At 71.5% G+C, this 21852-nt stretch carries 14 protein-coding genes; 4 read left to right on the forward strand and 10 right to left on the reverse strand.

The genetic code is table 11. From position 1 onward, the window contains the following. The first annotated feature begins 389 nt into the window (after positions 1-389). Both ABZ385_RS28575 and ABZ385_RS28580 read left to right on the forward strand, forming a co-directional pair. A complete protein-coding gene (locus ABZ385_RS28575; RefSeq protein ID WP_358581531.1) occupies positions 390-815 on the forward strand; it encodes an STAS domain-containing protein in 426 nt (141 codons plus the stop codon). Beyond that, positions 812-3067, forward strand: a complete 2256-nt coding sequence (locus ABZ385_RS28580) for a GAF domain-containing SpoIIE family protein phosphatase (protein WP_358913735.1) — start codon at positions 812-814, stop codon at positions 3065-3067. The genes ABZ385_RS28575 and ABZ385_RS28580 overlap by 4 nt, the downstream gene beginning before the upstream one ends. A gap of 33 nt (positions 3068-3100) precedes the next feature. Here the strand turns inward: ABZ385_RS28580 and ABZ385_RS28585 are convergent, their stop codons facing one another. From ABZ385_RS28585 to ABZ385_RS28625, 9 genes are all read right to left on the reverse strand, one after another. After that, positions 3101-4090, reverse strand: coding sequence for an aldo/keto reductase (locus ABZ385_RS28585; protein ID WP_358913736.1), 990 nt, complete (start codon positions 4088-4090; stop codon positions 3101-3103). Positions 4091-4180: 90 nt separating this feature from the next. Continuing rightward, positions 4181-4906 carry a 2OG-Fe(II) oxygenase gene (locus ABZ385_RS28590; RefSeq protein WP_358581537.1) on the reverse strand — a complete coding sequence of 242 codons (726 nt, stop codon included), beginning with the start codon at positions 4904-4906 and terminating at the stop codon, positions 4181-4183. A gap of 61 nt (positions 4907-4967) precedes the next feature. Continuing rightward, the gene (locus tag ABZ385_RS28595) at positions 4968-6602 is read right to left on the reverse strand and encodes an ATP-binding cassette domain-containing protein (RefSeq protein WP_358913737.1); all 1635 of its coding nucleotides are present in this window, start codon (positions 6600-6602) and stop codon (positions 4968-4970) included. Position 6603: 1 nt separating this feature from the next. Continuing rightward, on the reverse strand, positions 6604-7923 hold the full coding sequence (locus tag ABZ385_RS28600) for an MFS transporter (protein WP_358581543.1): 1320 nt from the start codon (positions 7921-7923) through the stop codon (positions 6604-6606). A gap of 45 nt (positions 7924-7968) precedes the next feature. After that, on the reverse strand, positions 7969-9996 hold the full coding sequence (locus ABZ385_RS28605; RefSeq protein WP_358913738.1) for a hypothetical protein: 2028 nt from the start codon (positions 9994-9996) through the stop codon (positions 7969-7971). Between the two features lie 19 nt (positions 9997-10015). Beyond that, the gene (locus ABZ385_RS28610) at positions 10016-11773 is read right to left on the reverse strand and encodes a carbamoyltransferase C-terminal domain-containing protein (protein ID WP_358913739.1); all 1758 of its coding nucleotides are present in this window, start codon (positions 11771-11773) and stop codon (positions 10016-10018) included. Further along, entirely contained in the window at positions 11770-12861 is a 1092-nt protein-coding gene (locus tag ABZ385_RS28615) for a ThiF family adenylyltransferase (protein WP_358913740.1), read from the reverse strand. The genes ABZ385_RS28610 and ABZ385_RS28615 overlap by 4 nt, the downstream gene beginning before the upstream one ends. Then, on the reverse strand, positions 12854-14758 hold the full coding sequence (locus tag ABZ385_RS28620) for a radical SAM protein (protein WP_358913741.1): 1905 nt from the start codon (positions 14756-14758) through the stop codon (positions 12854-12856). Before ABZ385_RS28620 ends, ABZ385_RS28615 begins: the two co-directional genes overlap by 8 nt. Positions 14759-14855: 97 nt before the next feature. Beyond that, positions 14856-16277: an ABC transporter substrate-binding protein gene (locus ABZ385_RS28625; RefSeq protein WP_358913742.1), complete on the reverse strand. Its 1422-nt coding sequence runs from the start codon at positions 16275-16277 to the stop codon at positions 14856-14858. Between the two features lie 501 nt (positions 16278-16778). On the opposite strand from ABZ385_RS28625, the gene ABZ385_RS28630 reads away from it, so the two are divergent. Together ABZ385_RS28630 and ABZ385_RS28635 are read left to right on the forward strand one after the other, a co-directional pair. Further along, on the forward strand, positions 16779-17747 hold the full coding sequence (locus ABZ385_RS28630) for a phytanoyl-CoA dioxygenase family protein (protein WP_358913743.1): 969 nt from the start codon (positions 16779-16781) through the stop codon (positions 17745-17747). Positions 17748-17936: 189 nt separating this feature from the next. Then, positions 17937-18950, forward strand: coding sequence for a LacI family DNA-binding transcriptional regulator (locus ABZ385_RS28635; RefSeq protein WP_358581625.1), 1014 nt, complete (start codon positions 17937-17939; stop codon positions 18948-18950). A gap of 28 nt (positions 18951-18978) precedes the next feature. Here the strand turns inward: ABZ385_RS28635 and ABZ385_RS28640 are convergent, their stop codons facing one another. After that, on the reverse strand, positions 18979-21849 hold the full coding sequence (locus ABZ385_RS28640) for a glycoside hydrolase family 3 C-terminal domain-containing protein (RefSeq protein ID WP_358913744.1): 2871 nt from the start codon (positions 21847-21849) through the stop codon (positions 18979-18981). Positions 21850-21852: the final 3 nt, after the last annotated feature.

A 21852-nucleotide genomic window follows, 5' to 3' on the forward strand; every position in this document is an offset into this window, starting at 1 on the left:
ATTCTTCGCCCAGCCGCAGCAACCCCGGTCCACAAACCGGGGCCACCCCCGGCGATCCGTCCACGGGGTGCCCACCTGTCTCTGACCTGTTCCGTACCGGTGCCCGGGACGCGGAGTGCCGAGGCGCACAGGGTCCCTGGGGCGGCCGTCCACATGTACGCCTGGGTCCAGCGGGACGACACCCGGGACCATGCCGATGACGACGGCTACCGAGTCGGCGGGCAGGAGCGGCACGAACTGCGGCCGGATCGCCCCGTGACCGCGTGAGATCCGCTGCCGGTGTCCACAGGTGTGAGGAGTCGGGAGGGGGGTACCCCCCAGCAGCAAAGATCATGGTCCACTGATGCGTCGACGCGGACCCTGAAAGCGCCATACGGAGGAAGTCGCGGGTGTTCTCGGTGCAGGTCACGCATGAGGCGCGGGGTGCGGTGTTCGTGCTGCGCGGAGAGCTCGACTTCGAAAGCGTGGTGCAGCTCCAGGAGGCCAGTGCCCAGGAGCTGGCCGGGAGCCGGGACACGGGACCGGTGGTGGCCGACTGCACCCATCTGACGTTCTGTGACTCCTCCGGCATCGGCGCTCTGCTGCGGCTCTTCCAGGGCCTGGCGGCGCAGCAGCGGGTGCTGCGCGTGGCCGCCGTGCCCGGCCCGGTGGCCCGGCTGCTGTCCTTGACGGGGCTGGACCAGGTCTTCGGCGTGTACGCCGACGTCGAGCAGGCCCTGGCCGTGGACAACGCCCGAGGTGACATCGCCCGAGGTGACCTCGCGGATGCCGGCCCGGACGGTCCGGCACGGCCGAAGGAGAGGCAGAACATATGACGCGCGTACCGGGGCAGCACGCCTCACCCTATGCCGCGACGGCAGATGCGCGCGCCGCGGCCCCCACGGACGCGGACCACGATCTGCGGGCGCTGTTCGGGCACTCCTCGGCCGTGTTCGCCTCCCTGGCCGGGCCCGCGCACATGCTGGAGAGCGCGAACGAGGCCTTCTTCGCGGCGATCGGCGGCCCCGAGCGCACCCGTACCGGAGTGCCGCTGGCCCAGCTGATGCCGGAACTCGTCGAGCAGGGCTTCATCGGACTCCTGGACCGGGTCTACCGCACCGGCGTGCTCTGCACCCGGCGGGAGGCCCGGGTGGTGCTGGGCGTGGGCGCGAAGGCGCGCGAGGCGTTCTTCGACTTCAGCTACGAGCCCCGTGTGGACGTCGGCGGCAACGTCCTGGGCGTACGCGTGATCGGGGTGGAGACCACCCAGGTCATGCAGGCGCAGCGGCTGACGGCCGAGCACCGGGTGCTGCTGGAGCAGATCGCCCGCCAGGCACCCCTGCCCGAGGTGCTGGAGGGCATGGCGCGTGCCATCGAGGACCTGGCGCCCGAGGAGGTGCTGGTCTCGGTCCTGCTCGCCGACTCCGACGGCCGCCACCTGCGCCACGGCGCCGCCCCGAGCCTGCCCGACTTCTACAACGAGGCCATCGACGGCATCGCCACCGGCGAGGGAGTGGGCTCGTGCGGCACCGCCGCCCACCGCCGAAAACCGGTGATCGTCGCCGACATCGCCACGGACCCGTTCTGGGACGACTTCCGCGATCTGGCCGGCAAGGCCGACGTGGCCGCCTGCTGGTCCACCCCGATCCTGGCCCGCGACGGCTCGCTGCTGGGGACCTTCGCGATGTACCACCGCGTCCCGCGCGCCCCGCAGGAGGCCGACCTGGCACTCGCCCGGGTCTTCGCCGGCACCGCCGCCCTGGCGATCGAACGCCATCAGGCCGAACAGGCACGCATGCGGGCCGAGGCCCGCGAGAAGGCCGCCCGCGGCGACCTCGCCTTCCTGCTGAACGCCAGCACCGCCCTGTCCTACGGCCTGGACGCCGCCCAGACCTTCCAGCGCCTGGCCGCCTCCTGCGTGCCGCGCCTGGCCCCGGTGTGCGCCGTGGACGTCATCGAGGCCGGGAGAGTGCGCCGCGTCGCCACCGCCGCCCCCACACCGGACGAGCAGGCCCTGCTGGCCTCGCACATTCCCGTCTACGATGCCGCCGACGACGCCGTCGCCCGCGTCCTGGCCTCCGGTGCCAGCGAAGTCGCCCGCCGCACGCCCACCGGGCCCGGCCCCTGGCACGACCTGGGTGTCACCGGCTACCTGTGCGTCCCTCTCCTGGACCGGGGCAGCGCGTTCGGCGCCGTGACCCTGCTGTCCACCGGCGAGCACACCTTCGACGGGCACACCGTCGCCCTGGCCGAGGAACTCGCCTCCCGCGCCGCTCTCGCCGCCCGCAACGCTCGCCAGTACACCCACCGGGCCACCCTCGCCCGCGATCTGCAGGCCGGCCTCCTCCTGCCCGACCTGCCCCAGGTGCCCGGCGCCGAGGTGGCCACCTACTACCGCCCCGCGGGCGAGGGCCTCGACATCGGCGGCGACTTCTACGACGTCTTCCCCCTGGACGACGGCCGCTGGGCGTTCCTGCTCGGCGACGTCTGCGGGCGCGGCGCCATCGCCGCCACGACCACCGCGCTGGTCCGCCACACCGCCCGCGCCGTCGCGCCCCTGCTGTCCGGGCCCAAGGCCGTCGTCGAGGCCGTCAACCGCGCCCTGGTCAACCGGCCCGCCGGGCACGGCACCGGCTTCGTCACCCTTGTCTACGGCCAGCTCACCCCCACCCCCGCGGGCCTGGACGTCGAACTCGTCCGCGCCGGCCACACCTTCCCCCTCCATGTGGCCGCCGACCGCGCCGTCCACCCCGTCGACGCGCCCGGCCTGCTGCTCGGCGTCGGCCCCCACACCCACCTCACGCCCCATCACCTGCGGCTGCGCCCCCACGAGAGCCTGGTGCTCTACACCGACGGCATCACCGAAGCACGCTGCCGCGGCGACGAACTGTTCGGCGAGGAGCGCCTCACCGAAGCGGTGGCCGGCGCACCGGCCCGGCCCGCGGCCCAGCACCTGATCGACGCCGTCACCCGGACCGTGCACGCCTTCACCGGCGGCCAGGACATCGACGACGACCAGGCCATCCTGGTCCTGACCGCCACCGGGCCCGGCCGGCCCGAGCAGCCTCCCGCGAACGTCGGGAGTTAGCGGGGCAGCGCTCTCGTCGAACGGATGGTGTGGTCAAGCCGGGGCGGAGACTTTTTCCAGCCGTGCCATCGCTTCGGGGGGCAGGCGGAGATCGTCGGAGCCCAGGATGTCGGTCAGGTGCCCCAGGGTGCGAGGGCCGATGACGACGGAGGTGACGTGTTCGCGTTGCAGCAGCCAGGCGACGGCGACCGCCGCCGGAGGCGTCCCGAGGTCGGCTGCGACGTCCGAGACCACCTGGGCGATGTCGAACTTGCGTTCCGTCAGGAGAGTAGTGGCCCAATACCGCCCCAGCCGCTCGGACCGCGCCGTCACTCGACCCAGACGGCTGTCCTGCGCGGCCCCTGTCGCCCCGACGCCCCGCTGATATCGCCCCACCAGGACGCCTGCCCCCAGCGGGCTCCAGGTCAGTGTGCCCGTGCCGTGGCGCGCGCCGACGGGCAGGATTTCCGATTCAGGCTCTCTGGCCGCGAGTGAGTACTGGAGCTGGTGGCTGATGAAGGGGGTGCCGCCGACTCGCTCGGCGGCCCACTGCGCCTCGACGAGCTGCGCGGCGCTGTAGTTGGAACAGCCGATGTAGCGAACCTTCCCGGAGCGGACGAACATGTCCAGCGTCGCCATGATCTCCTCGTGCGGAGTGTCCGGGTCCGGCAGGTGACACTGGTAGAGGTCCACGTATTCGGTGTCCAGCCGGCGCAGACTCGCCTCCAGCGCCCGGGTGAGGTGGGCCCGGGACAGTCCGCGGTCGTTCGGGCCCGCTCCCTGGGGCTGGCCGGCCTTGGTCGCCAGCACCACCGCGTCACGGCGTCGCTTGAGCACCGAGCCGAGGATCTCCTCGGCCTGGCCGTCGTTGTACTTGTCCGCAGTGTCGATCAGGTTGTGGCCCGCGTCGAGGAAGGCCCCGACCATCCGGTCCGCCTCGTCCGGCGAGCAGATCATCGTCCCGCCCGACGCCCCGAAGTTCATCGTGCCCAGCGTGAGGGGGGACACCCTCAGCCCCGACCTGCCCAGCGTGCTGTATCGCACCTCTCCCCTTCCCCGCACATTGGTGTCATCGCGCTCCGTCGTGCCCTTGGCCGCGCGGCGCCGCACTCCTGGCGCGACGCCGCGGGTCGTTCAGGCGGTGGGGGTACCGAAGTGCACCGACAGTCCGCAACGGACCCAGGTGTCCGACTTGTTGCGGCACACCTGGTGGTGATGGCCGGGGCTGATGCGCAGCAGCGCCACGTGTCCCTGGAGCGGGTAGGCGACCTCGGCGGCGCCGCTCTGTGACTCCACCACGAGTTCCCCGCCGTCGCCCGGCGTCCAGCCGTCGGCCAGGAAGAAGATCACGGCGAAGTGGCGGTCGTCGAAAGTGTCCGTGTGCCGTCGCAGGTAGTGGCCCTCGCTGTAGCGAGCCATGTCGACGCCCTTGACGGTGAGCGGGGCGCCGTAGGCGTCACTCAGCGCGGAAGCCACCTCGGGGCTCTCCATGGCCGAGATCAACGCGCGCACCGCGTAGGCGTCCGCCGGCAGTCTGCGCAGGCAGTCGTTGTGGGAGAAGTGCTGCTCCGGCGGTGCCGCCGCGAACTCCTCGTCGCTGCACATGCGCACCGACTCGTCGGGCAGGATCAGCCACTTCTCCAGCGTCCATGCTTCCTGCTGCTGCATCCCGCGATGGAAGTAGGCAGCCTCTTCCGGTGACAGCAGCGGGAGGGTGGTGAGCACGGCCGGGCCGCCGGGCCGCAGCTCCTCGACGGCCCCACGCATGGCGTCGCCCGTCAGCAGGTCGACGACCCGCCGGCGATACGCCACGGCCTCCGCCTTCAGGGGGTCGGTGGTGTGCTGCACGGTGGTGGACATCTCGGGTCCTTCCTCTAGGCAGGTCGGGGAGAGGGAGCGAGGCCGCGGTGTCACGCGCGGTTCATCGGGGCCTGACGACCCGCCCCTCGTCCCATATGGGCTCGGCGGACTCGTAGAGGCGGCCATCGGAACCGAACACCACGAACTTGTCGAACTGCCGCGCGAACCAGCGGTCGTGGGTGATGGCCAGGACGGTGCCGTCGAATGCGCGGAGGCCCGCCTCCAGTGCCTCCGCGGACACCAGGTCCAGGTTGTCGGTCGGCTCGTCCAGCAGCAGCAAGGTGCAGCCCGAGAGCTCCAGCAGCAGAATCTGGAAGCGAGCCTGCTGGCCTCCGGAGAGCGACTCGAAGCGCTGGTCCGCGGCGCCGTCCAGCTCGTACTGGCGCAGCGCCCCGATGGCGGACCCGCGGTCCATGCCCTGGCGACCGCCCTCGCCCCGGTGCAGGAACTCGACCAAGGTACGTCCGAGGAGTTCGGGCTGCTCATTCGTCTGCGCGAACCAGCCCGGCACGACGCGGGCGCCGAGCCGGACGACCCCGGTGTGGTCCACCTGCTGACCTGCGAGCAGACGCAGGAAGTGCGACTTGCCCGACCCGTTCGAACCGAGGACGGCGACTCGCTCGCCGTAGTCCACGGCCAGGTCGAAGGGTTTCATCAAGCCGGTCAGCTCCAGCCCCTCACAGATCAGCGCGCGCACTCCGGTGCGGCCGCCACGAAGCCGCATACGGACTTTCTGCTCGACGACCAGTTCCGGGGGGCGCGGCCTTTTCTCGAAGCGGGCCAGCCGGGTCTCGGTCGCCGCGAGCTTCGAGGCCATGGCCGGGCTGGACTTGGTCTGCTCGCGCAGGGTGAAGACGAGTTGCCGCAGGCGTTCGTGCTCCTCGTCCCAACGTCGGTGCAGCTCGGCGATGCGCTCCAGCCGGCCCCGGCGCGCCTCCGGGTACGTCGACCAGGTGGTGGCGCTGTCCGGGCCACCGTGCACCCAGGCGCCATGTGCCTCGAGAGTGATCAGACGGGTGGCCGTGTTGGCGATCAGCTCCCGGTCGTGACTGATGAGCAGCACCGTCTTGGACGTGCTCGCCAGTTCGGACTCCAGCCACCGTTTGCCCGGCACATCGAGGTAGTTGTCCGGCTCGTCGAGCAGCAGCACACCGTGCGGGCCGCGCAGCAGCACCTCCAGTGCCAGGCGCTTCTGTTCGCCGCCGGACAGCTCGGCCACCTTCCGGTACTGGCAGCGTTCGAAAGGGATGCCGAGCGCTTGCGTGGTGCACACGTCCCACAGCGTCTCGGCCTCGTAGCCGCCGACGTCCCCCCAATCGGCCAGGGCCTGGGCGTAGGCCATCTGCGTGGGTTCGTCGTCGCGCTCCATCATGGCCAGTTCGGCTCGGGCGACCGCCCGGCCCGCGGTGCGGACGTCCGGAGCGGAGAGATCCAACAGCAGGTCGCGGAGCTCCGTCTCGTCCCGCACCGACCCGATGAACTGTCGCATGACACCGAGGCCGCCCGCGCTCGTGACGGTGCCCTCGGCGGGCTTGAGGTCGCCGGCGATCATGCGCAACAAGGTGGTCTTGCCGGTGCCGTTCGCACCGATGAGGGCGGTTTTGCTGCCCTCGCCGACGCGGAAAGAGACGTCGTGGAAGAGCACCCTGCCGTCGGACAGCGTGCAGCTCACATCGCGTACATCGATGAATGCCATGTCAGAGTTCCTCACCGACGGTTGTGATGGGGGCGGGGGCGGGCCGGTCGGGCTCCGCGGGGGCGGCCACTTGGCGCAGCCGGTGCACTCCGGTGAAGACGAGCCACAGGCAGCTGGTGCCCACGCCGACCGAGGCGAGGAGCATGGTGCCGCCGAGGCCGAGACCCAGTGCGACCAGCCCGGGGGCGAGCAGCGCGCCGATCGGCTCCACGCCGAAACTGACGAACTTGATGATGGAGGTGGCGCGACCCAGGTAGGCGTGCGGCACGAGGGCCTGCTTGACCGACTCGCTGAGGATGAGATTGACCACGACCGCCCCCGACCACACGGCTCCGGACAGGGCGACGAGGACGGCGCCGGGCACCGTACCCACTTGCCCGGCCAACGGCACCAGGACCGCGGCGCCACCGGGCAGAGCGTAGGCGACGGCGAGAACAGGGCCGTAGCCGAAGCGATGCGCGAGCCGCGCGCTGATGGCGGCGCCGACCAGCCCGGCCACCCCGCTGGCCACGCTGAGCAGACCGATCAGGAGGGGACTGAATCCGAGCGAGCGAACCAGGAACAGGATGTAGAGGGCGAAGAACATGGCCGTGAAGAAGTTGAAGTGGGCCGCGGCGAGAACCAGCGGACGCTGTACCCGGTCGCGCAGGACCGTCCGCAGTCCGTGCCGGATCGCCTGCCAGTGGTTGTCCTCTTCATGTTCGTGCTCGTGGGTCTTGCTGACGCTGCGGGGCGCGCCGGTCAACGCGAGGGTGCTGGCGAGGTAGCTGAGCGCGTCCACGGCCACGGCCAGGGGCGCGCCGAGCAGCTGGATGAGCAGCCCGGCGACGCCGGGGCCGGCGGTCTCGGCGACCGAAACACTGCTCTGCATCCAGGAGTTGGCCGGAATCAGGCGGTCCTTGCCGACGAGCGCCGGGATGTAGGACGCCATCGCGCTGTCGAAGAGCAGCGAGAGGGCACCCGCGCCGAAGGCCACCACCAGCAGCAACGGCAGGTTCAGTCCGCCCAGGAGCCAGGCGAGCGGTACCGCGGCCAGCAGGAGGCAGCGCAGGAGATTCGCGACGATCATCGTGCCGCGTTGTTCCCAGCGGTCGGCCCACACGCCGATCGACGGCCCGAGCAGGAGCACGGCCAGCGAGCCACAGGCGTTGAGCAACCCCATGTCGAAGGCGTCCGCGTCCAGGGAGATCACGGCCACCAGGGGCAGAGCGAAGAAAGTGATCTGAGTTCCCACCAGGGAAATCGACTCACCGGCCCAGATCCGGTGGAAGCCCGTACCCGCTAGGGAGGACCGGCGCATAAATAGTTCCTTTGAGTTCATGTGCGCAACGCCACCGACGCTGCCCCGACCGTCCAGCAGTAGTCCTCAGTCGTGCATCTCGACTGCCAGGTCGAAGAGTTCACCCTGCACAGCCCGCACGAAAGGATAGTCGCCGCGAGCCAGCCGGCTCGCGTCCGCGAGTCGCCGTTCCGGCCAGTCGTCCCCGCCGCAGGGCCATCGCAGCTCGAGGCGGTTGACGCCGTCCTGCAGCACCCCCGGGCCCACCGACAGGTCGGCGGAGGTCCAGGAGGCGACGGACGGAAGATCACCGAGGTGATGTCCGTTGACGACCACCGTCACCGGGTCACCTTGGCGGATCGCCGCGGGGACCCGGTACGTCAGGCGCACGGTCGCCGTGCCGGCCGCCGCGCGGAATCCGAGGTGCGTGACCGGGCCGAACCCCTGGAAGAAGGCTCGCTCCGGACGGTGGTCCACGGACTGGAAGGCGCCGTCGATCAGGCCCTGCTCCGCTGTGCGCAGCACGTCGACGGTGCCGCCGACGGCGCGGCCCCGCGGTACGAGGGTGTCCTGGCGGCCGACCACCTCGCGCAACGCCTGCTGAAGGCTCCACATACCGAGTGTCTCGGCGGACCGGGACAGCATCGGGGCGAGGTAGCGGGCGGCGTGCGGGCGGGCGGTCAGCTCCGGCACGGCCGCCGAGGCCCACACCGGCCCGGTGCTCTCCAGCAGTCGGAGCAGGGACGTGGCGAAGATCCGGCCTTCGGGCACCGTGACGGCGCCGGCGACCAGCGACACGACTCGGTCGTCCCGCTGGGCGTAGTAGCTGTTGTGGATCGCCGCGAGGAGGTCGCCGATCGCGCGGTCGGGGGCCGACAGGGTCTCCTGCGGCGCGGTGCGCCCCGGGGCGTGTCCGGCGATGACGTCGGCGACCGCGGCCGCCGTCGTCTCGATGCCGGTCGAGCTGAGGTGGCAGTAGTCGAGGAAATGGGCCGTGTCGGGCAACCCGTCGTCCGCGCGCAGCAGTTCGGCGAGGTCCACGGTGCGAAAGCCGCGTCGCGCGGCGCCCTCGACGAGGGCGGTACGCACGCCCGAGGTGATCCGCGGGGTGTGGGTGGCGAGGAGGCCGCAGACGGCGTCACGGGCGTCGAGCAGGGCGGCACGCGCACCTCGCGGGTCGTCGGCGCGGCCCGCGGCACGGGCCCGCAGGTATCCGGTGACGGGACTGGTACCGGCGTCGAGCCGGGCCATCGCCGCGGTGACGGTCAGGACCCGTTCGTCGTCCCCGGCGTCGAAGGCCGCCTCTGCCTCGGACCGCAGCTCGGACCAGGTGAGGAGGTCCTTCGCCGGCAGCGGGGGCAGTTCGAGCTCGGGATCGTGGACCCAGTCCCGGAGATTGAACTCGGGGATGACGACGACCACTTCACTGCCGCACGCCCGGGCCGTTCGGGACAGGCGGTCGAGGAGCTGTTCGATGCCGGGCGCGACGATCCGGTCCAGGTAGGCGCGGCGCATCGCGAGGTAGTCGCCGACGCGCAGCGCTTCGGCCAGCAGGTCCAGGTGGGCCGGGGTATGACGGGAACGGACCCAGTTGTTCCCGGCGTAGACGACGATGACCTCTGGTTCCGCCTGCGGGAGCTGGTGCAGGGTCTGTGCCAGATCGCGCAGGTCGGCGCCCGTGTGCGCGAGATCCACGACCTGGTGGCGAGCGCCGGCGGCGTCCAGTTGCCGCTGGAGGGCGACAGCGGGCGTGAGGAGCGGATCGAGCAGGAAGCCCCGGGCGCTGGACTCGCCGAGCAGCACCACCCGGGTGGCGTCGCCGGCGGCCGGGACGTGCTCGACATCCGCCCAGCTCCGCAGTTCTTCCGGTGGGAGGTCCCGGCGGTGCAGTGCCGGGCCGTCCGGGGTGGGCGCCACCCGCCAGGCGCCCAGCACCCCGCCGTCGGGTGATGCGGCCACAGCGGCCTCGGGTGTCGAGGTGGTCGCGGCGGTGGACCTGACACCAGCGGTCTCCAGGCCGAGTTTCTGGAGTTCGGCGAGGATCTCGGCGCCTCGTCCGTCCGCGAGCAGGCGAGCCAGGTTGTCGGCGCGGTGTCGCAGGGAGTCCTTGGGCATGGTCGGCTCCTCGCCTGTCTCAGAGGAAGGTGTAGACATCGCGGCTGATGGCGGGCCGGCGGAACGGCTGCTGGCGGTCGACCTCGGTGAAGAAGCGGTCGGGCAGGTCGGCGGAGCGGACCGTGACGTCGTCCAGGACGAGCACGTCGAGCCGCGACCGGACGAAGCACGCGAGCGCGTCCGCCGGACTGCACACGATGGGCTCACCTCGCATGTTGAACGAGGTGTTGAGCAGGATCGGGTAGCCGGTGCGCCGGCCGAACGCGGTGAGCAGGCCGTGGAAGCGCGCGTCGTCGGCGCGGTCGACGGTCTGCACCCGTGCGCTGCCGTCGACGTGGGTGATGGCGGGGAGGGCGGCGGGTTCCCGGACCGTCGCGGTGTCGAGCATGAACGGCGAAGCGACCGGCAGGTCGAAGAAGTCGCCGCACCGCTCGGCGACGACGGCGGGGGCGAATGGGCGGAACGCTTCCCGCTTCTTCACCAGGGCGTTGATGTGGTCGCGCATGTCCGCGCGGCGCGGGTCGGCGAGGATCGACCGGGCGCCCAGGGCACGCGGACCGAACTCCATGCGCCCCTGGTACCAGCCGAGAACCAGGCCCCTGTCGAGCCACTCGGCAGCCTGCTCCAGCAGGCCCGCCTCGTCCCCTCCGTGGTCGTGGTACGGCACGCCCGCGGAGTCCAGCCAGCCACGAGGGTCCGTGGTCTGCGGGCGCGGGCCGATCCGCATGTCCCGCACCCGCCGGGGGGTGTACGTGCCGGTGAGGCGGTGCCCGACCAGGGCGGCCGCCCCGATGGCGCCGCCGGCGTCACCCGCGGCGGGCTGCACGAACATGTCGCGGAAGGGACCCAGCTCACGGATGCGCCGGTTGGCCACACAGTTGAGGGCGACCCCGCCGGCGTAGCACAGCTGGTCGCTGCCGGTGGCCTCCCGCAAGTGGGTCAGCTTGGCGAGCAGCAGCTCCTCCAGCAGCGCCTGGACGCCGGCCGCCAGGTCGCAGTGGTGGCCGGAGATCTCGGACTCGGGCTCCCGCGGCTCCATGCCCAGGAGTTCGGCGAGGGCCGGGGTGTACATCGGGGAGGCGCCGCTGACGTCGAAGTAGGTGAGATCCAGCTGGAACTGCCCGCCCGGCAGATCGGTGACGAGTCGGCGCAGCAGGTCGAGCCGGCGCGGGGTGCCGTAGGGCGCCAACCCCATCACCTTGTACTCGTCACTGTTGACCGCGAAGCCGAGGAACGACGTGAGGGCGCTGTAGAGGATGCCGAGCGAGTGGGGGAAGGGGACCTCCTCGAACAGGTCGATCCCGTGTTCTCCGCCGCGGCCGTAGCTGGTCGTGGTCCACTCGCCGACCGCGTCGGCGGTGAACAGCGCCGCCTCGCGGAACCCGGACTGGTAGAAGGCGCTCGCGGCGTGGGCCTCATGGTGCGAGACGCAGGTGATCTCACCTTCGTGGCCGAGAAGTTCACGGATCTGATGGAGCGGGCGCTCCGCGTCGAGACGGTACAGCGCCCGGGGGGTCGCGGTGGGCAGATCGGGAAGCCCCATCCACAGCTGGCGTCCGAGCTTGCGCACCGGGTCCTCGTAGTAGGCGACGTGGTCGATGTCCTGGATGCGCACCCCCGCTTCGCGCAGGCAGGCCCGGACCGCGCGGACGGGCATCGCGGAGTCGAAGCGGGTCCGGGTGAACCGCTCCTCCTGCGCTGCGGTGACCAGTTCACCGTCCACCATCAGTGCGCACGCCGAGTCGTGGTACAGCGCAGAAAGGCCCAGAACGATCACGAGAGTCCTCCTGCGTGTAGCGGACAGCTTTCCGGTGGTGTGCTCGGGTCCTCGGCGGGCGGACCGTCCGTGGCGTGCCGCGACCCTGGTGTCGGGCCGGCCGCCGGGGGGATCCCGATCACCTCGAGGACCTGTCGGCGGCCCAGACTCGCGCATCGGCCCACGGCCAGCCAGAGCATCGCGTCGCGAGCGGTTAAGTCGGCGATGAGGGCGTTGGTGGGGCCGAACGAGTAGGGCGTGGGGCCGGTCTCCGTCTCCAGGCGACATTCGTCGGCGGTCAGCCGGGAGCGCCGCTCCTCCTCGAAGCAGAACCAGCAGTGCCCTCGGCGAGGGTCGAGCAGCGGTCCCCAGTAGCCGCTCTCCAGGCCGACGCCCGCGCCCAGCACCGCCACCTCGCGCTCGCGGGCCCAGGTCCAGACGGTGTCCATCAGGTCCGGCGGGGTGTCGGCAGCGACGACGAGCAGGTCCAGCGGCCGGCTCAGCACGTCGAGGTCGGCAGGGCGCTCCACACGGCATCGCACCGGCCGCAGATCGAGGTCGTCGGCGAAGCCGGCCAGGGATGCGGCGGCGGCCGCGGCCTTGGGGCGTCCCACGTCGGAACGCCGGAACAGGTACTGGCGATTGAGGTTGTGCGGGGCGACCGTGTCGTGGTCCACGAGGTCCAGCCGTCGCACCCCGCCGGCGACGAGATGCTGGGCGACCAGAGCGCCCACTCCTCCGACGCCGAGCACGGCGACCCCGGCAGCCGCCAGTCGTCGCTGAGCGGCCGTGGGCTCCGTGGTCACCGTGGACCACCAGCCCACCTGCCGGTCCCAGATGGCTTCGGAGGTGATGTGGGCCGACTCGCGGGTGAGCCACCCCAGTTCGTCCAGTGCCGTCAGCAGGCGCCGCACCGAGGGTTCGGCGTCGTCCCCCCGCAGGACGTGCTCTTCGGCGCCCTCGCGAAGCCGGGCGAGGGCGTCCTCCACAGCCTGTTCCCGGCCCCGGATGCGCAGCATGCGGGGGCCGTGGGCGACGAGCATGGGTTCGTCCGGAGCCGTCGGGGCGACGACGGTGACGGTGTCGAGCAATCGGACCAGGTCAGCCACAGGTGACCTGCCCGGATGCGGGGACGGCGGTGAGCATGGCGGCTCGGTCGAGGTTGGCCAGCAGCCGGTTCCCCACCTCTTCGGTGAGGGCCTCGGTGAGCGTACGCGGAGTGAAAGGGGTGCCGTCGAGGAAGGGCCGGAGGAGGCGGGCGGCCCGGGCCGGGACCACGGCCCGTCCGCGCGTGCGCATGTTGGTGCACACCAGGCCGGACTCCGCCTCGAACAGGTCGAGGTCCTCCACCGGCACCCGCAGCGCCTCGTCGGGCGCGTAGGCGCGGCCGGCGTCAGGGGTGTGGCCTCGGCTGTTCAACGCGTGCACATGGTCGGCGAACGCGCGGTAGCGGGCGTGTACCTCGGCGCGCTGCTCCTGTGTCATGGCCGGGTCGTTGCTGACCAGGTGGTTGAGGGCGTACTGCGCCTGCCCGGTGGTGGTCGAGGGGATGCTGACGTCCAGCCCGAACTGCTCCGGGGCGCGGCCGACGTTGGAGGAACGGGTGGGCTCGAAGGGGAACACCGACACGGACCGCATCCCGTCGGCGAACTCCTCCAGGTCGGACAAGGCGGTCATCGCCTCCTCGTACGTGGTGGTGGGAAGGTCGGGGATGAGGTTGACGACCAGCGGCAGTCCCACGTCCCGGGCGTCCCGCAGGAAGCGCAGGTTCTCCTCCCGGTCGGCGGATTTGTGCACCAGTTTCAGGACGCGGGTGATGGTGGTCTCCAGACCGACGACCAGGAACTCGCATCCGGACTCCACCATCAGCGCCAGCAACTCCTGGTCGAAGCGGCGGTCGACCATGGCGAAGGAGGTCCAGCGCAGGCCGGCTTCCTCCTCGACGAGAGCAGTGCAGACCCGGCGGGCGAAGGCGGGCGGGATGGACTCGGTGATGAAGCTGAACCGCGAGACACCGTGGGACCGGGAGAGATGCCGCAGCTCCGCCACGAACCGGTCCGGCCGCCGCCCGCGAAACGGCGGGCTGCCGTCGTACAGTTCGATGAAGTCGCAGTAGTCGCACTTGCCCCAGTAGCAACCGCGGGCCTGGGTGATACCGATGACCGGGTCAGCGAGCCTGGCCAGCGCCTCGGGCGGATACATCGGCGCGGGCAGCGCGTTGACGGCCGGCCCGGCCCCGGGCTCGTTGTGCCGTACCCCCTCGGGGGTCAGGCAGGAGACGCCGCGGACAGAGCCGGGGTCCCATGTGCCCTCGCGGGCCTGCAGGGCCAGCTCGCGGAGCGGGAACTCGCCGTCGAAGCGGACGACGGCGTCCACCGCGGGCCAGGCCGCGAGCAGCCTCTCCAGCTCGCTCGGGTGCATCAGACTCAGCGCCGGACCGCCGAAGACGACAGGGACGTCCGGGCGCAGGCGTTTGAGGCACTCGGCCAGCACCAGGGCCGGCAGGAGTTGGGGGCCCATCGGCACCGAGACCCCGAACAGGGCCACGCCGGCCGGGACCCGCTCGGCCAGCTCCGCCTGGTCGTAGAAGTCCTGGTACGGCACGGCGGCCCGCAGGGCCGGCTCCCTCCGCTCCAGCACGTCCTCGCCCGGGTCGACGAGGTACTGCTGGGCCATGAGCTGCAGGACATGGCCATAGGGGGAGTCGGGGCCGAAGCGATGGCGGCCGTCAGGTCCGACCATCCGGTCGCGAGACCTGGCCAGCCAGCGTCCCGCGGCCGCCGCGGAGGACTCAGGGGCGGGGCGCGGACCGACGGTGCTCCGATCGGACTCGCGCGAGTGCAGGAGCCAGAGGGCGAACTCCTCGTTCAGATCGGTCTGGACCGTGCCGATCCCCTGCTGCTCCAGGTAAGCGGCGAGAACCGCCGTCGAGGGGAAGAAGCTGCCGAAGTTCGACTCGACCAACGGAGGGAAGAGCAGCCACACGTCTGTGTCCTCGGGAGTCACTCATGTTCCCTTCACTCCAGCTCGCACGGCGAGCTCCACTGGTGTGCTGTGCTGCGTTGCACGCGGTACGGCGGACCGCCGCCCGGGCTCCGGCCGATCAGCCGGCCCCCAGGCACATCAGGCCCGCCCGGGAGACGGTGAGTCCGCTGAGGCGTCGACCGCGCAGGTACCAGGCGCGCACCCGGACCAGGGGAATCTTCGGCAGGAGCGCGCACCAGCGGTCCGAGGCGCGGGCCCACAGCCGGGCCGCCTCCCCGGGCTCCGGGCAGCTCTCGGCGGCGTCCAGGGCGGCATCCAGTACCGGGTCGGCCAGGCCCGAGCGCCGGGCCGCGCGGCCGGTGGACCGCCAGTCGGAGAGCGAGCCGGCCGGGTGCGAGAAGGCCGGAGTGGTCAGCGAGTACAACAGGCAGAAATCCCGGGTGGCCGACGCCTTCACGTATGCGTCGAAGGACAGTTGGCGCGTGACGACCTCGGCCCCGAGCGCCGCACGGAGCTGGGCGGCGACCTCCTCCGCGATCTCGGCGTTCGGGTCGAAGGCGGAGTAGGCGATCTCGATCGGGCCGACTTCCCCGGCGCGGCGTTGAGCGCCTTCTTCGGGTTCGGCGCCTTCTTCGGAGGGGATGGCGTCCGGGGCGCCTTCCCCCAGGGCCTCGATGCTCGGCCACCGCCAGGGTTCCGCGAGGCCGGCCGTCACGGTCTCCAGACGGGCGCGGTCCAGCACGGCCGAGACCCCCCGCCGGGCGGCGGCCGACCTGAGCCAGGGACGCGGAGCCCGTCGGCCGAGGTCGAGACTGCCGAAGATGTCCACCGGCTGTCGCACCGCGTCGGGGTGCGCGGTCAGCTCCGTCACCTCGGCGACGCCGAATCCCGTGGGAGAGGTGGCATCCAGTTCCCCGGAACGGAAGAGGCGCACCGCCTCGGCGGCCAACGGCACATGCTCGAACCGGACCGAGTCGAGCGCGTCCGCGTGCCGGAGTTCCGGGCGGCGGTCCAGCACCACCGCGTCCGTGTCCCAGTCGGCGACGGTGTAGTCGCCGAGAGCGGGGGCGCCTACTCCGTCAGGGCCGCGCCGCAAGGGAGCGAAGGCGGGAAGGGAGAGCAGCGCGGGAGCGAATGCGACCGGTCGGCCGAAGCGGAATTCCACGGTGTCGGCGCGCAGAGCCCGCACGGGCACATCATTACCCGCGGCGGTATCGCCGAGGAAAAGCGCCGCGCTGTTGGAACGGCTGGTCAGCGCATGGTCAGCGGCTTCGACGACATCCTCGGCCCGTAAAGGATTTCCATCGGACCACCGCAGATCCGTGTCGAGGGCAATGCGCCAGCGGCGTCCGCCGTCAAACATCTCCGCCCCCACCGCACACCCCTGAGTGGGCACGTCATTTTCGGTGAAAAGGCGGCGCAGTACGGATTCCGCTATCAGGCGACCGCTGTAATCCACAGGAAGACGAACATCTCGGTGCAGCGGCATGGCGTCGAGGGATATTCTGGCCGTAGTGATCGTTTGCTCCATGGATTTCATTGCCCATCACTGCGACCCCGGCGCCGTCGCGGCGGAACCGGGGTCGCGGCGCGAGGATTAACAGCGGTTGACGGTCACAAGCTCCTCGTTGAGGTTGACCAGATCGAAGTCGAGCTCCTCCGACAGGTCCTGCACCTCGGTGGTCTCTTCCACGGTGGTGTCCTCAGCCATTACGAACTCCGTTTCTCGCGCGGAATGGTCGTGAGCGGACGGAGTGGAAAAGACATGGAACGCCGGCACCAAGTAATGAGAAGGTGCAGATGTTTGCATACTCTCGCAACCCCGTTGCCCATCGAGAGCGTTCCACCTCGTCCGAGGGCTGTCAATGGATTAACTTTCTGCCATACCGCCATATCCTTTTTGTTCGGTATGCCCTGATTTTGCAATGATTGCAACAAGCTCCGGCTGAATCGTTTCCGAAAGTTTTTCCATTCCGGAAGTTTATCCACGCCCTGGTATGACTTCCGGTGTGCCATGCGCTCTGAGGCGTATTTTGGGAGCATGAGGATTCTGGCGGATTCTGTCGCTCACGTCGAAGATCCGGACACCCTTAGAGCGAGGCTGGCGGCAGACGGCTACCTGTACTTTCGCGGTCTGTTGCCCCCCGCCCCGGTCGCCGCGGCCGCGGACATGGCGCGCGCGGTGCTGGTGGCCCGCGGCTGGGCCGACACCGGGACAGGCCCCGCCGGCGGCACACCGGGGGCGGTCGACGCGCGCGAGACAGTCGGGGAGCTGGCCTATCGACGCGCCGCGGGTTCGGCGGAGCTCAATCGGCTGCCGTACCTCAGGCCCCTGCGCTCGCTCGTGCGGAGCCTGCTGGGGGAGGACGCGTTCTCCTATCCCGTCAAGGTGCTGCGCGCCGTCCACCCCGAGGGCGACCGGGTACCGCAGGGCCGGTACGTGCACCAGGACTACATGGGCCTGGTGGTCGAGGACATGCTGACCAGTTGGATCCCCCTGATGCCGATCCCGTGGCAGCTCGGAGGACTCGCCGTGCTGCCCGGCAGCCACCTCGGCGCCCCGCTGCCGGCCCAGGTGCTGGACATCGAGCGGGCCGAGGCCGAAGGCTGGGCGAGCACCGAGTTCTCGATCGGCGACGTGCTGCTGTTCCACTGCCTGACCTCGCACGCCGCGTTGCCCAACCGCAGCGACCGGCTGCGCCTGTCGCAGGACTGCCGCTGGCAGTCGGCGCACCAACCCGCCCCCGCGCGGATGATCTACGGTTCGAAGGCCGAGCGCGACGGCGAAGCCATGCACCGGCTCCTGGGCGCGCAGCCGTGGTGGGAGCCGGTGCCCGCCACCTTGCGCTTCCAGGCGGACGACGTGCGCGACGGCGGGAGCGTGGCACGGTCGCGGTTCTTCCCGGTCGCCCACCCCGAACTCTGGGCCGAGGGCGTGCGCACACCGCCCGAGAGGCGCGACCCGGTCGCTCGGGTCGGCCTCGGTACGTCACCTACCCGGTCCGGGTGAAACGGGCCCCACGCCGGGCCCCGAGCGGCCCGGGCGGCACCCGGGCCCGCCGCTTCACGCTTCACGCCGGCGGTCGAAGCGCTTCGATGACTTATTGGACAGGTGTCATCCAGCCCGACTATTGTGCGGGTTCAGCCACAATTGTCGTCGCATGATGCGCTGTCGAAGCGCTTCTTCACCTGGAGTCCGATGGTCACCCTCGCCGAAGTAGCCCAGCATGCCGGAGTCTCGGCCAGCACCGTGAGCTACGTCCTCAGCGGCAAGCGGACCATCTCCGCGGTGACGAAGCAACGGGTGGAGCGCAGTATCCAGGAACTCGGCTACCACCCCAACGCGGGGGCAAGGGCGTTGGCGAGCAGCCGGTCCAACATCGTCGCGCTGATGATGCCGCTGCGCACCGACATGTACGTGCCCGTGATGATGGAGATCGCCATCGCCGTCGCCACCCACGCGCGGGAGCACGGGTTCGACGTCCTGATGCTCACCGGCGAGGAAGGGCCCGCCGCCGTGGAGCGGGTGGTCGGCAGCGGTCTCGCCGACGCCATCATCCTCATGGACGTCGAGCTGGAGGACGCCCGCGTGCCCCTGCTGCGCGAGAGCGGGCGGCCCGCCGTGCTCATCGGTCTCCCCGCCGACACGACCGGCCTCACCTGCGTCGACCTCGACTTCGCCGAAGCCGGGGCCCAGTGCGCGCAGCACCTGGCGGACCTGGGGCACCGGCAGATCGCCGTGATCGGCGAGGCGCCGGCCGTGTACGAGCGCAAGACCGGCTTCGCCGAGCGGACCATCGACGGCCTGCGCACCCGCGCCCGCGAGCTGGGGCTCGGCGTGCTGTACCGGCCCAGCGAGGGCGGGTACGCCACGATGGCGGGCACCCTCGGCCAGATCTTCACCGAGCGCCCCGGCGTCACGGGCTTCGTCGTACAGAACGAGCAGGCGCTGGAACCCCTCCTCGGTCTGCTGCGCCAGGACAGGCGCGCCGTCCCCGAGGACATCTCCGTCGTCGCCGTCTGCCCGGAACAGGTGGCCCTCCAGGCCTCGGTCCGGCTGTCCTCGGTCACCGTCCCGGCCCGGGAGATGGCCCGCCACGCCGTGGAGCGCCTCGTCGCCAAGATCGAGGGCGACACCGAGGACGAGGTCCTCCTCCTCGCCCCCGAACTCGTCGTCCGCGCCAGCAGCGGCCCGGCCCCCGCCGGGGCCTGACCGCCGGACCCCGACCCTCCTGCGGCCCTCAGCCGGCGAACCCGACCCGCGCCAGCCGTATCCCGCCGCGCAGCGTGAGCCGTACCTCGTGCACTCCGGCGGGCACGGCGACCGGCGCGCTCACGGTCGTGTAGGCGTACGGTCCCGCCGTACCCGGAGACAGGTCGAGCGCCGCCAGCACCGGGCCGTCGCCCAGTGCGCATTCGACCCTGCCCTCGCCCGCGGCCTCCACCGTGATGCCGGCGGCCCCCGGCCCGAAGTCGCAGTCCCAGAAGGTGAGGTGGCCCGTTCCGCCGTCCACCGGGGTCACGGCGTCCCCCGAGGTCTTCGTGCGGTCCACGAGCCGCGTACCGCGCTGCTCGTCGTAGTCCGCCGCCTCCAGGCCGCCGGTCGTCACCGGCCGGGGCGCGGCCGGTTCGCCGTCGAGGTGGAGGGTCGTGGTGAGCCGGACGTCCTCGCTCGACGCGCCGAGCAGGATCTCGTACGCCCCCGGCGCCACCCGCTCGCGGCCCAGCGCCACGTCCCAGAACGCGAACGCCGGCACCGGGACCTCGAAGGCGACCCGCGCCACTTCGCCGGGCGCGAGGGACAGCCGCCGGTGTGCCAGGAGTTCCCGGCGCGGTCGGGGCAGCGGTGACCCGACGGCCCGTCCGTAGAGCTGGACCACCTCGTCCGCGGTGGCCCCGCCGGTGTTGGCGACGGTGCAGGACGCGTGCACGGTGCCGTCCTCGACGCGCGTGCGGAGGCCGTCGTAGGAGAAGGACGCGTACGACAGGCCGTGCCCGAACGGGAACAGCGGCGTGCCCTCGAAGTAGAGGTAGGTCTGCCGGCTGCCGATGATGTCGTAATCGCTGAGGGCGGGCAGGTCGAAGTCCCCGGCGTACCAGGTCTGCGGGAGCCGTCCGGCGGGGGAGACGTCACCGGCCAGTACCCGGGCCAGAGCCGTGCCCGCCGCCTGGCCGCCGTGGGCCGTCCACAGCAGGGCGGGGATCTCCGCGTGGTCGAGCGCGTAGGGGTACGAGGAGACCAGCGCCAGGACCGTGTCCGGGTTGGCGGCGCGGGCGGCCCGCAGCAGGCGTTCCTGGTGGGCGGGCAGGGCGAGGGTCGTACGGTCCTCGGTCTCGCGTCCGTTGATGTGCGGGTCGTTGCCCGCGACCACCACGACCACGTCGGCCCGCGCGGCGGCGCGCCGCACGGCGTCCTCGCCGCGCTCCACGACCACGACCTCGAAGACCTCCCCGGCGTTCTGCCCACAAGTCCCGGCGATCTCCTCGCCGTCGGCGGCAACCTTCAGCCCGTCGGCGGCCACATGGAGGAGATGACCCGTTCCCAGGTGCCGGAGGAGGTGTCCGCGCTCGTGAGGTTCCAGGCGGAACGTCTCCTGTACGACCCAGCCGCCCGGCTGGTCGGCGGAGGCCCGGACCCGGCGATCCTCGGCGACGGAGAGGTAGCGCCCGTCGGGAGCGCGCAGGGTCAGCACGCCCTCGCCCCAGTCCACGAGGGACAGTTCGGTGCCCCGCGCGGAGACGGTCAGCGCGGGCAGGTCCGTCCGTCCCGTCAAAAGTGCCGGGTCGAGGGCGCCTTCCGCGCCGCGCACCGCGCCATCGGCGGCCGCCTCGGGGACGTGCACGAAACGGCCGTCGGAGGTCTTCAGCAGGACGCGGTCCACGCCCTCGGCGTACTCCACCCGGTCCGCGCCGAACCGCTCGCGCAGCCCCGACAGCGGGGTGCTGCGGTGCAGGAGGGTGCCGCTGTACCAGTCGAGCTTGCACTCGTCGGCGAGCGGACCGGCCACGGCGACCCGCGCGCCGCGGGGCAGGGGCAGCAGGTTGTCGCTGTTCTTGAGCAGGACGATCGCCTGCTCGGCCGCCTCCTGGGCGAGCGCCCGGTGGGCCGGGGTGTCGAAGGCCGCCGCGTGCGTGCCGCCCTCCGGGTCGAACTCACCCAGGCGCACCCGCACCGAGAGCTGACGGCGCACCGCCGAGTCGAGGTCGGCCTCCGTCAGCAGCCCGCGTTCCAGGGCGCCTCGCACGCGGGCGGCGATCCGCGAGCCGTCGGTGCCGTGGTCGGTGAAGCTGTCGACGCCGGCCAGCAGGGCGGCGGCGGTCGCCTCCTCGTGGGTGTCGAAGTAGTGCTCGGCGTCGACCAGGTTGGAGGGGGCGCCCGCGTCCGAGCAGACCAGCAGGTCCTGCTCGGTCCAGGTGCGCAAGTGCTCGCGCAGGTACGGCGAGACGTGGTTGGGGCGGCCGTTGACCAGGTTGTACGCCGGCATCACACCGGCGACGGCCCCCGCCTCGACCGTCTCGCGGAAGGCGCGCAGGTCGTACTCGTGCAGCACGCGCGGACGGACGGAGACGGACATGACGGCGCGGTCCGTCTCGTTGTTGTGGGCGAGCCAGTGCTTGAGGACGGGCGCGGTGCGCCAGCGCGCGGGGTCGTCGCCGCGCAGGCCGCGGGTGTAGGCGGTGGCGATGGCGGAGGTGAGTTTCGGGTCCTCCGAGTAGCCCTCCTCGTTCCGGCCCCACAGGGGGTGGCGCAGCAGGTTGACGGTCGGGGCCCAGACGTTGAGGCCCACCCGGTCGTCGCCGGCGGCCATCGCGCGGACCTCCTTGGACACCGCGTCGCCCACCCGTCGTACGAGATCGGTGTTCCACGTCGCGCCCAGGCCCACCGCCTGCGGGAAGACGGTCGCGGCACCCATCCAGGCCACGCCGTGCAGCGCCTCCTGACCGGTGCGGAACGCGGCGACGCCGAGCCGCTTCACGGCGGGCGCGAACTGGTGCAGGAAGCCGATCTTCTCCTCGCGGGTGAGCCGCGACAGAAGGTCGTCGACGCGCTTCGCCACGGGCAGTCGCGGATCGCGGAAGGGCAGCGAAGCGAGCGTCGTTCGGGTAGACACGTG

It is taken from the genome of Streptomyces sp. NPDC005898, from assembly GCF_040629635.1.
Lineage (GTDB): Bacteria > Actinomycetota > Actinomycetes > Streptomycetales > Streptomycetaceae > Streptomyces.

Bases quoted from the DNA above. Each gene is read 5' to 3' on its own strand.
- ABZ385_RS28580 (WP_358913735.1), top strand. From the start codon at position 812: ATGACGCGCGTACCGGGGCAGCACGCCTCACCCTATGCCGCGACGGCA.
- ABZ385_RS28590 (WP_358581537.1), bottom strand. From the start codon at position 4,906: ATGTCCACCACCGTGCAGCACACCACCGACCCCCTGAAGGCGGAGGCC.
- ABZ385_RS28595 (WP_358913737.1), bottom strand. From the start codon at position 6,602: ATGGCATTCATCGATGTACGCGATGTGAGCTGCACGCTGTCCGACGGC.
- ABZ385_RS28600 (WP_358581543.1), bottom strand. From the start codon at position 7,923: ATGAACTCAAAGGAACTATTTATGCGCCGGTCCTCCCTAGCGGGTACG.
- ABZ385_RS28605 (WP_358913738.1), bottom strand. From the start codon at position 9,996: ATGCCCAAGGACTCCCTGCGACACCGCGCCGACAACCTGGCTCGCCTG.
- ABZ385_RS28625 (WP_358913742.1), bottom strand. From the start codon at position 16,277: ATGAAATCCATGGAGCAAACGATCACTACGGCCAGAATATCCCTCGAC.
- ABZ385_RS28630 (WP_358913743.1), top strand. From the start codon at position 16,779: ATGAGGATTCTGGCGGATTCTGTCGCTCACGTCGAAGATCCGGACACC.
- ABZ385_RS28635 (WP_358581625.1), top strand. From the start codon at position 17,937: ATGGTCACCCTCGCCGAAGTAGCCCAGCATGCCGGAGTCTCGGCCAGC.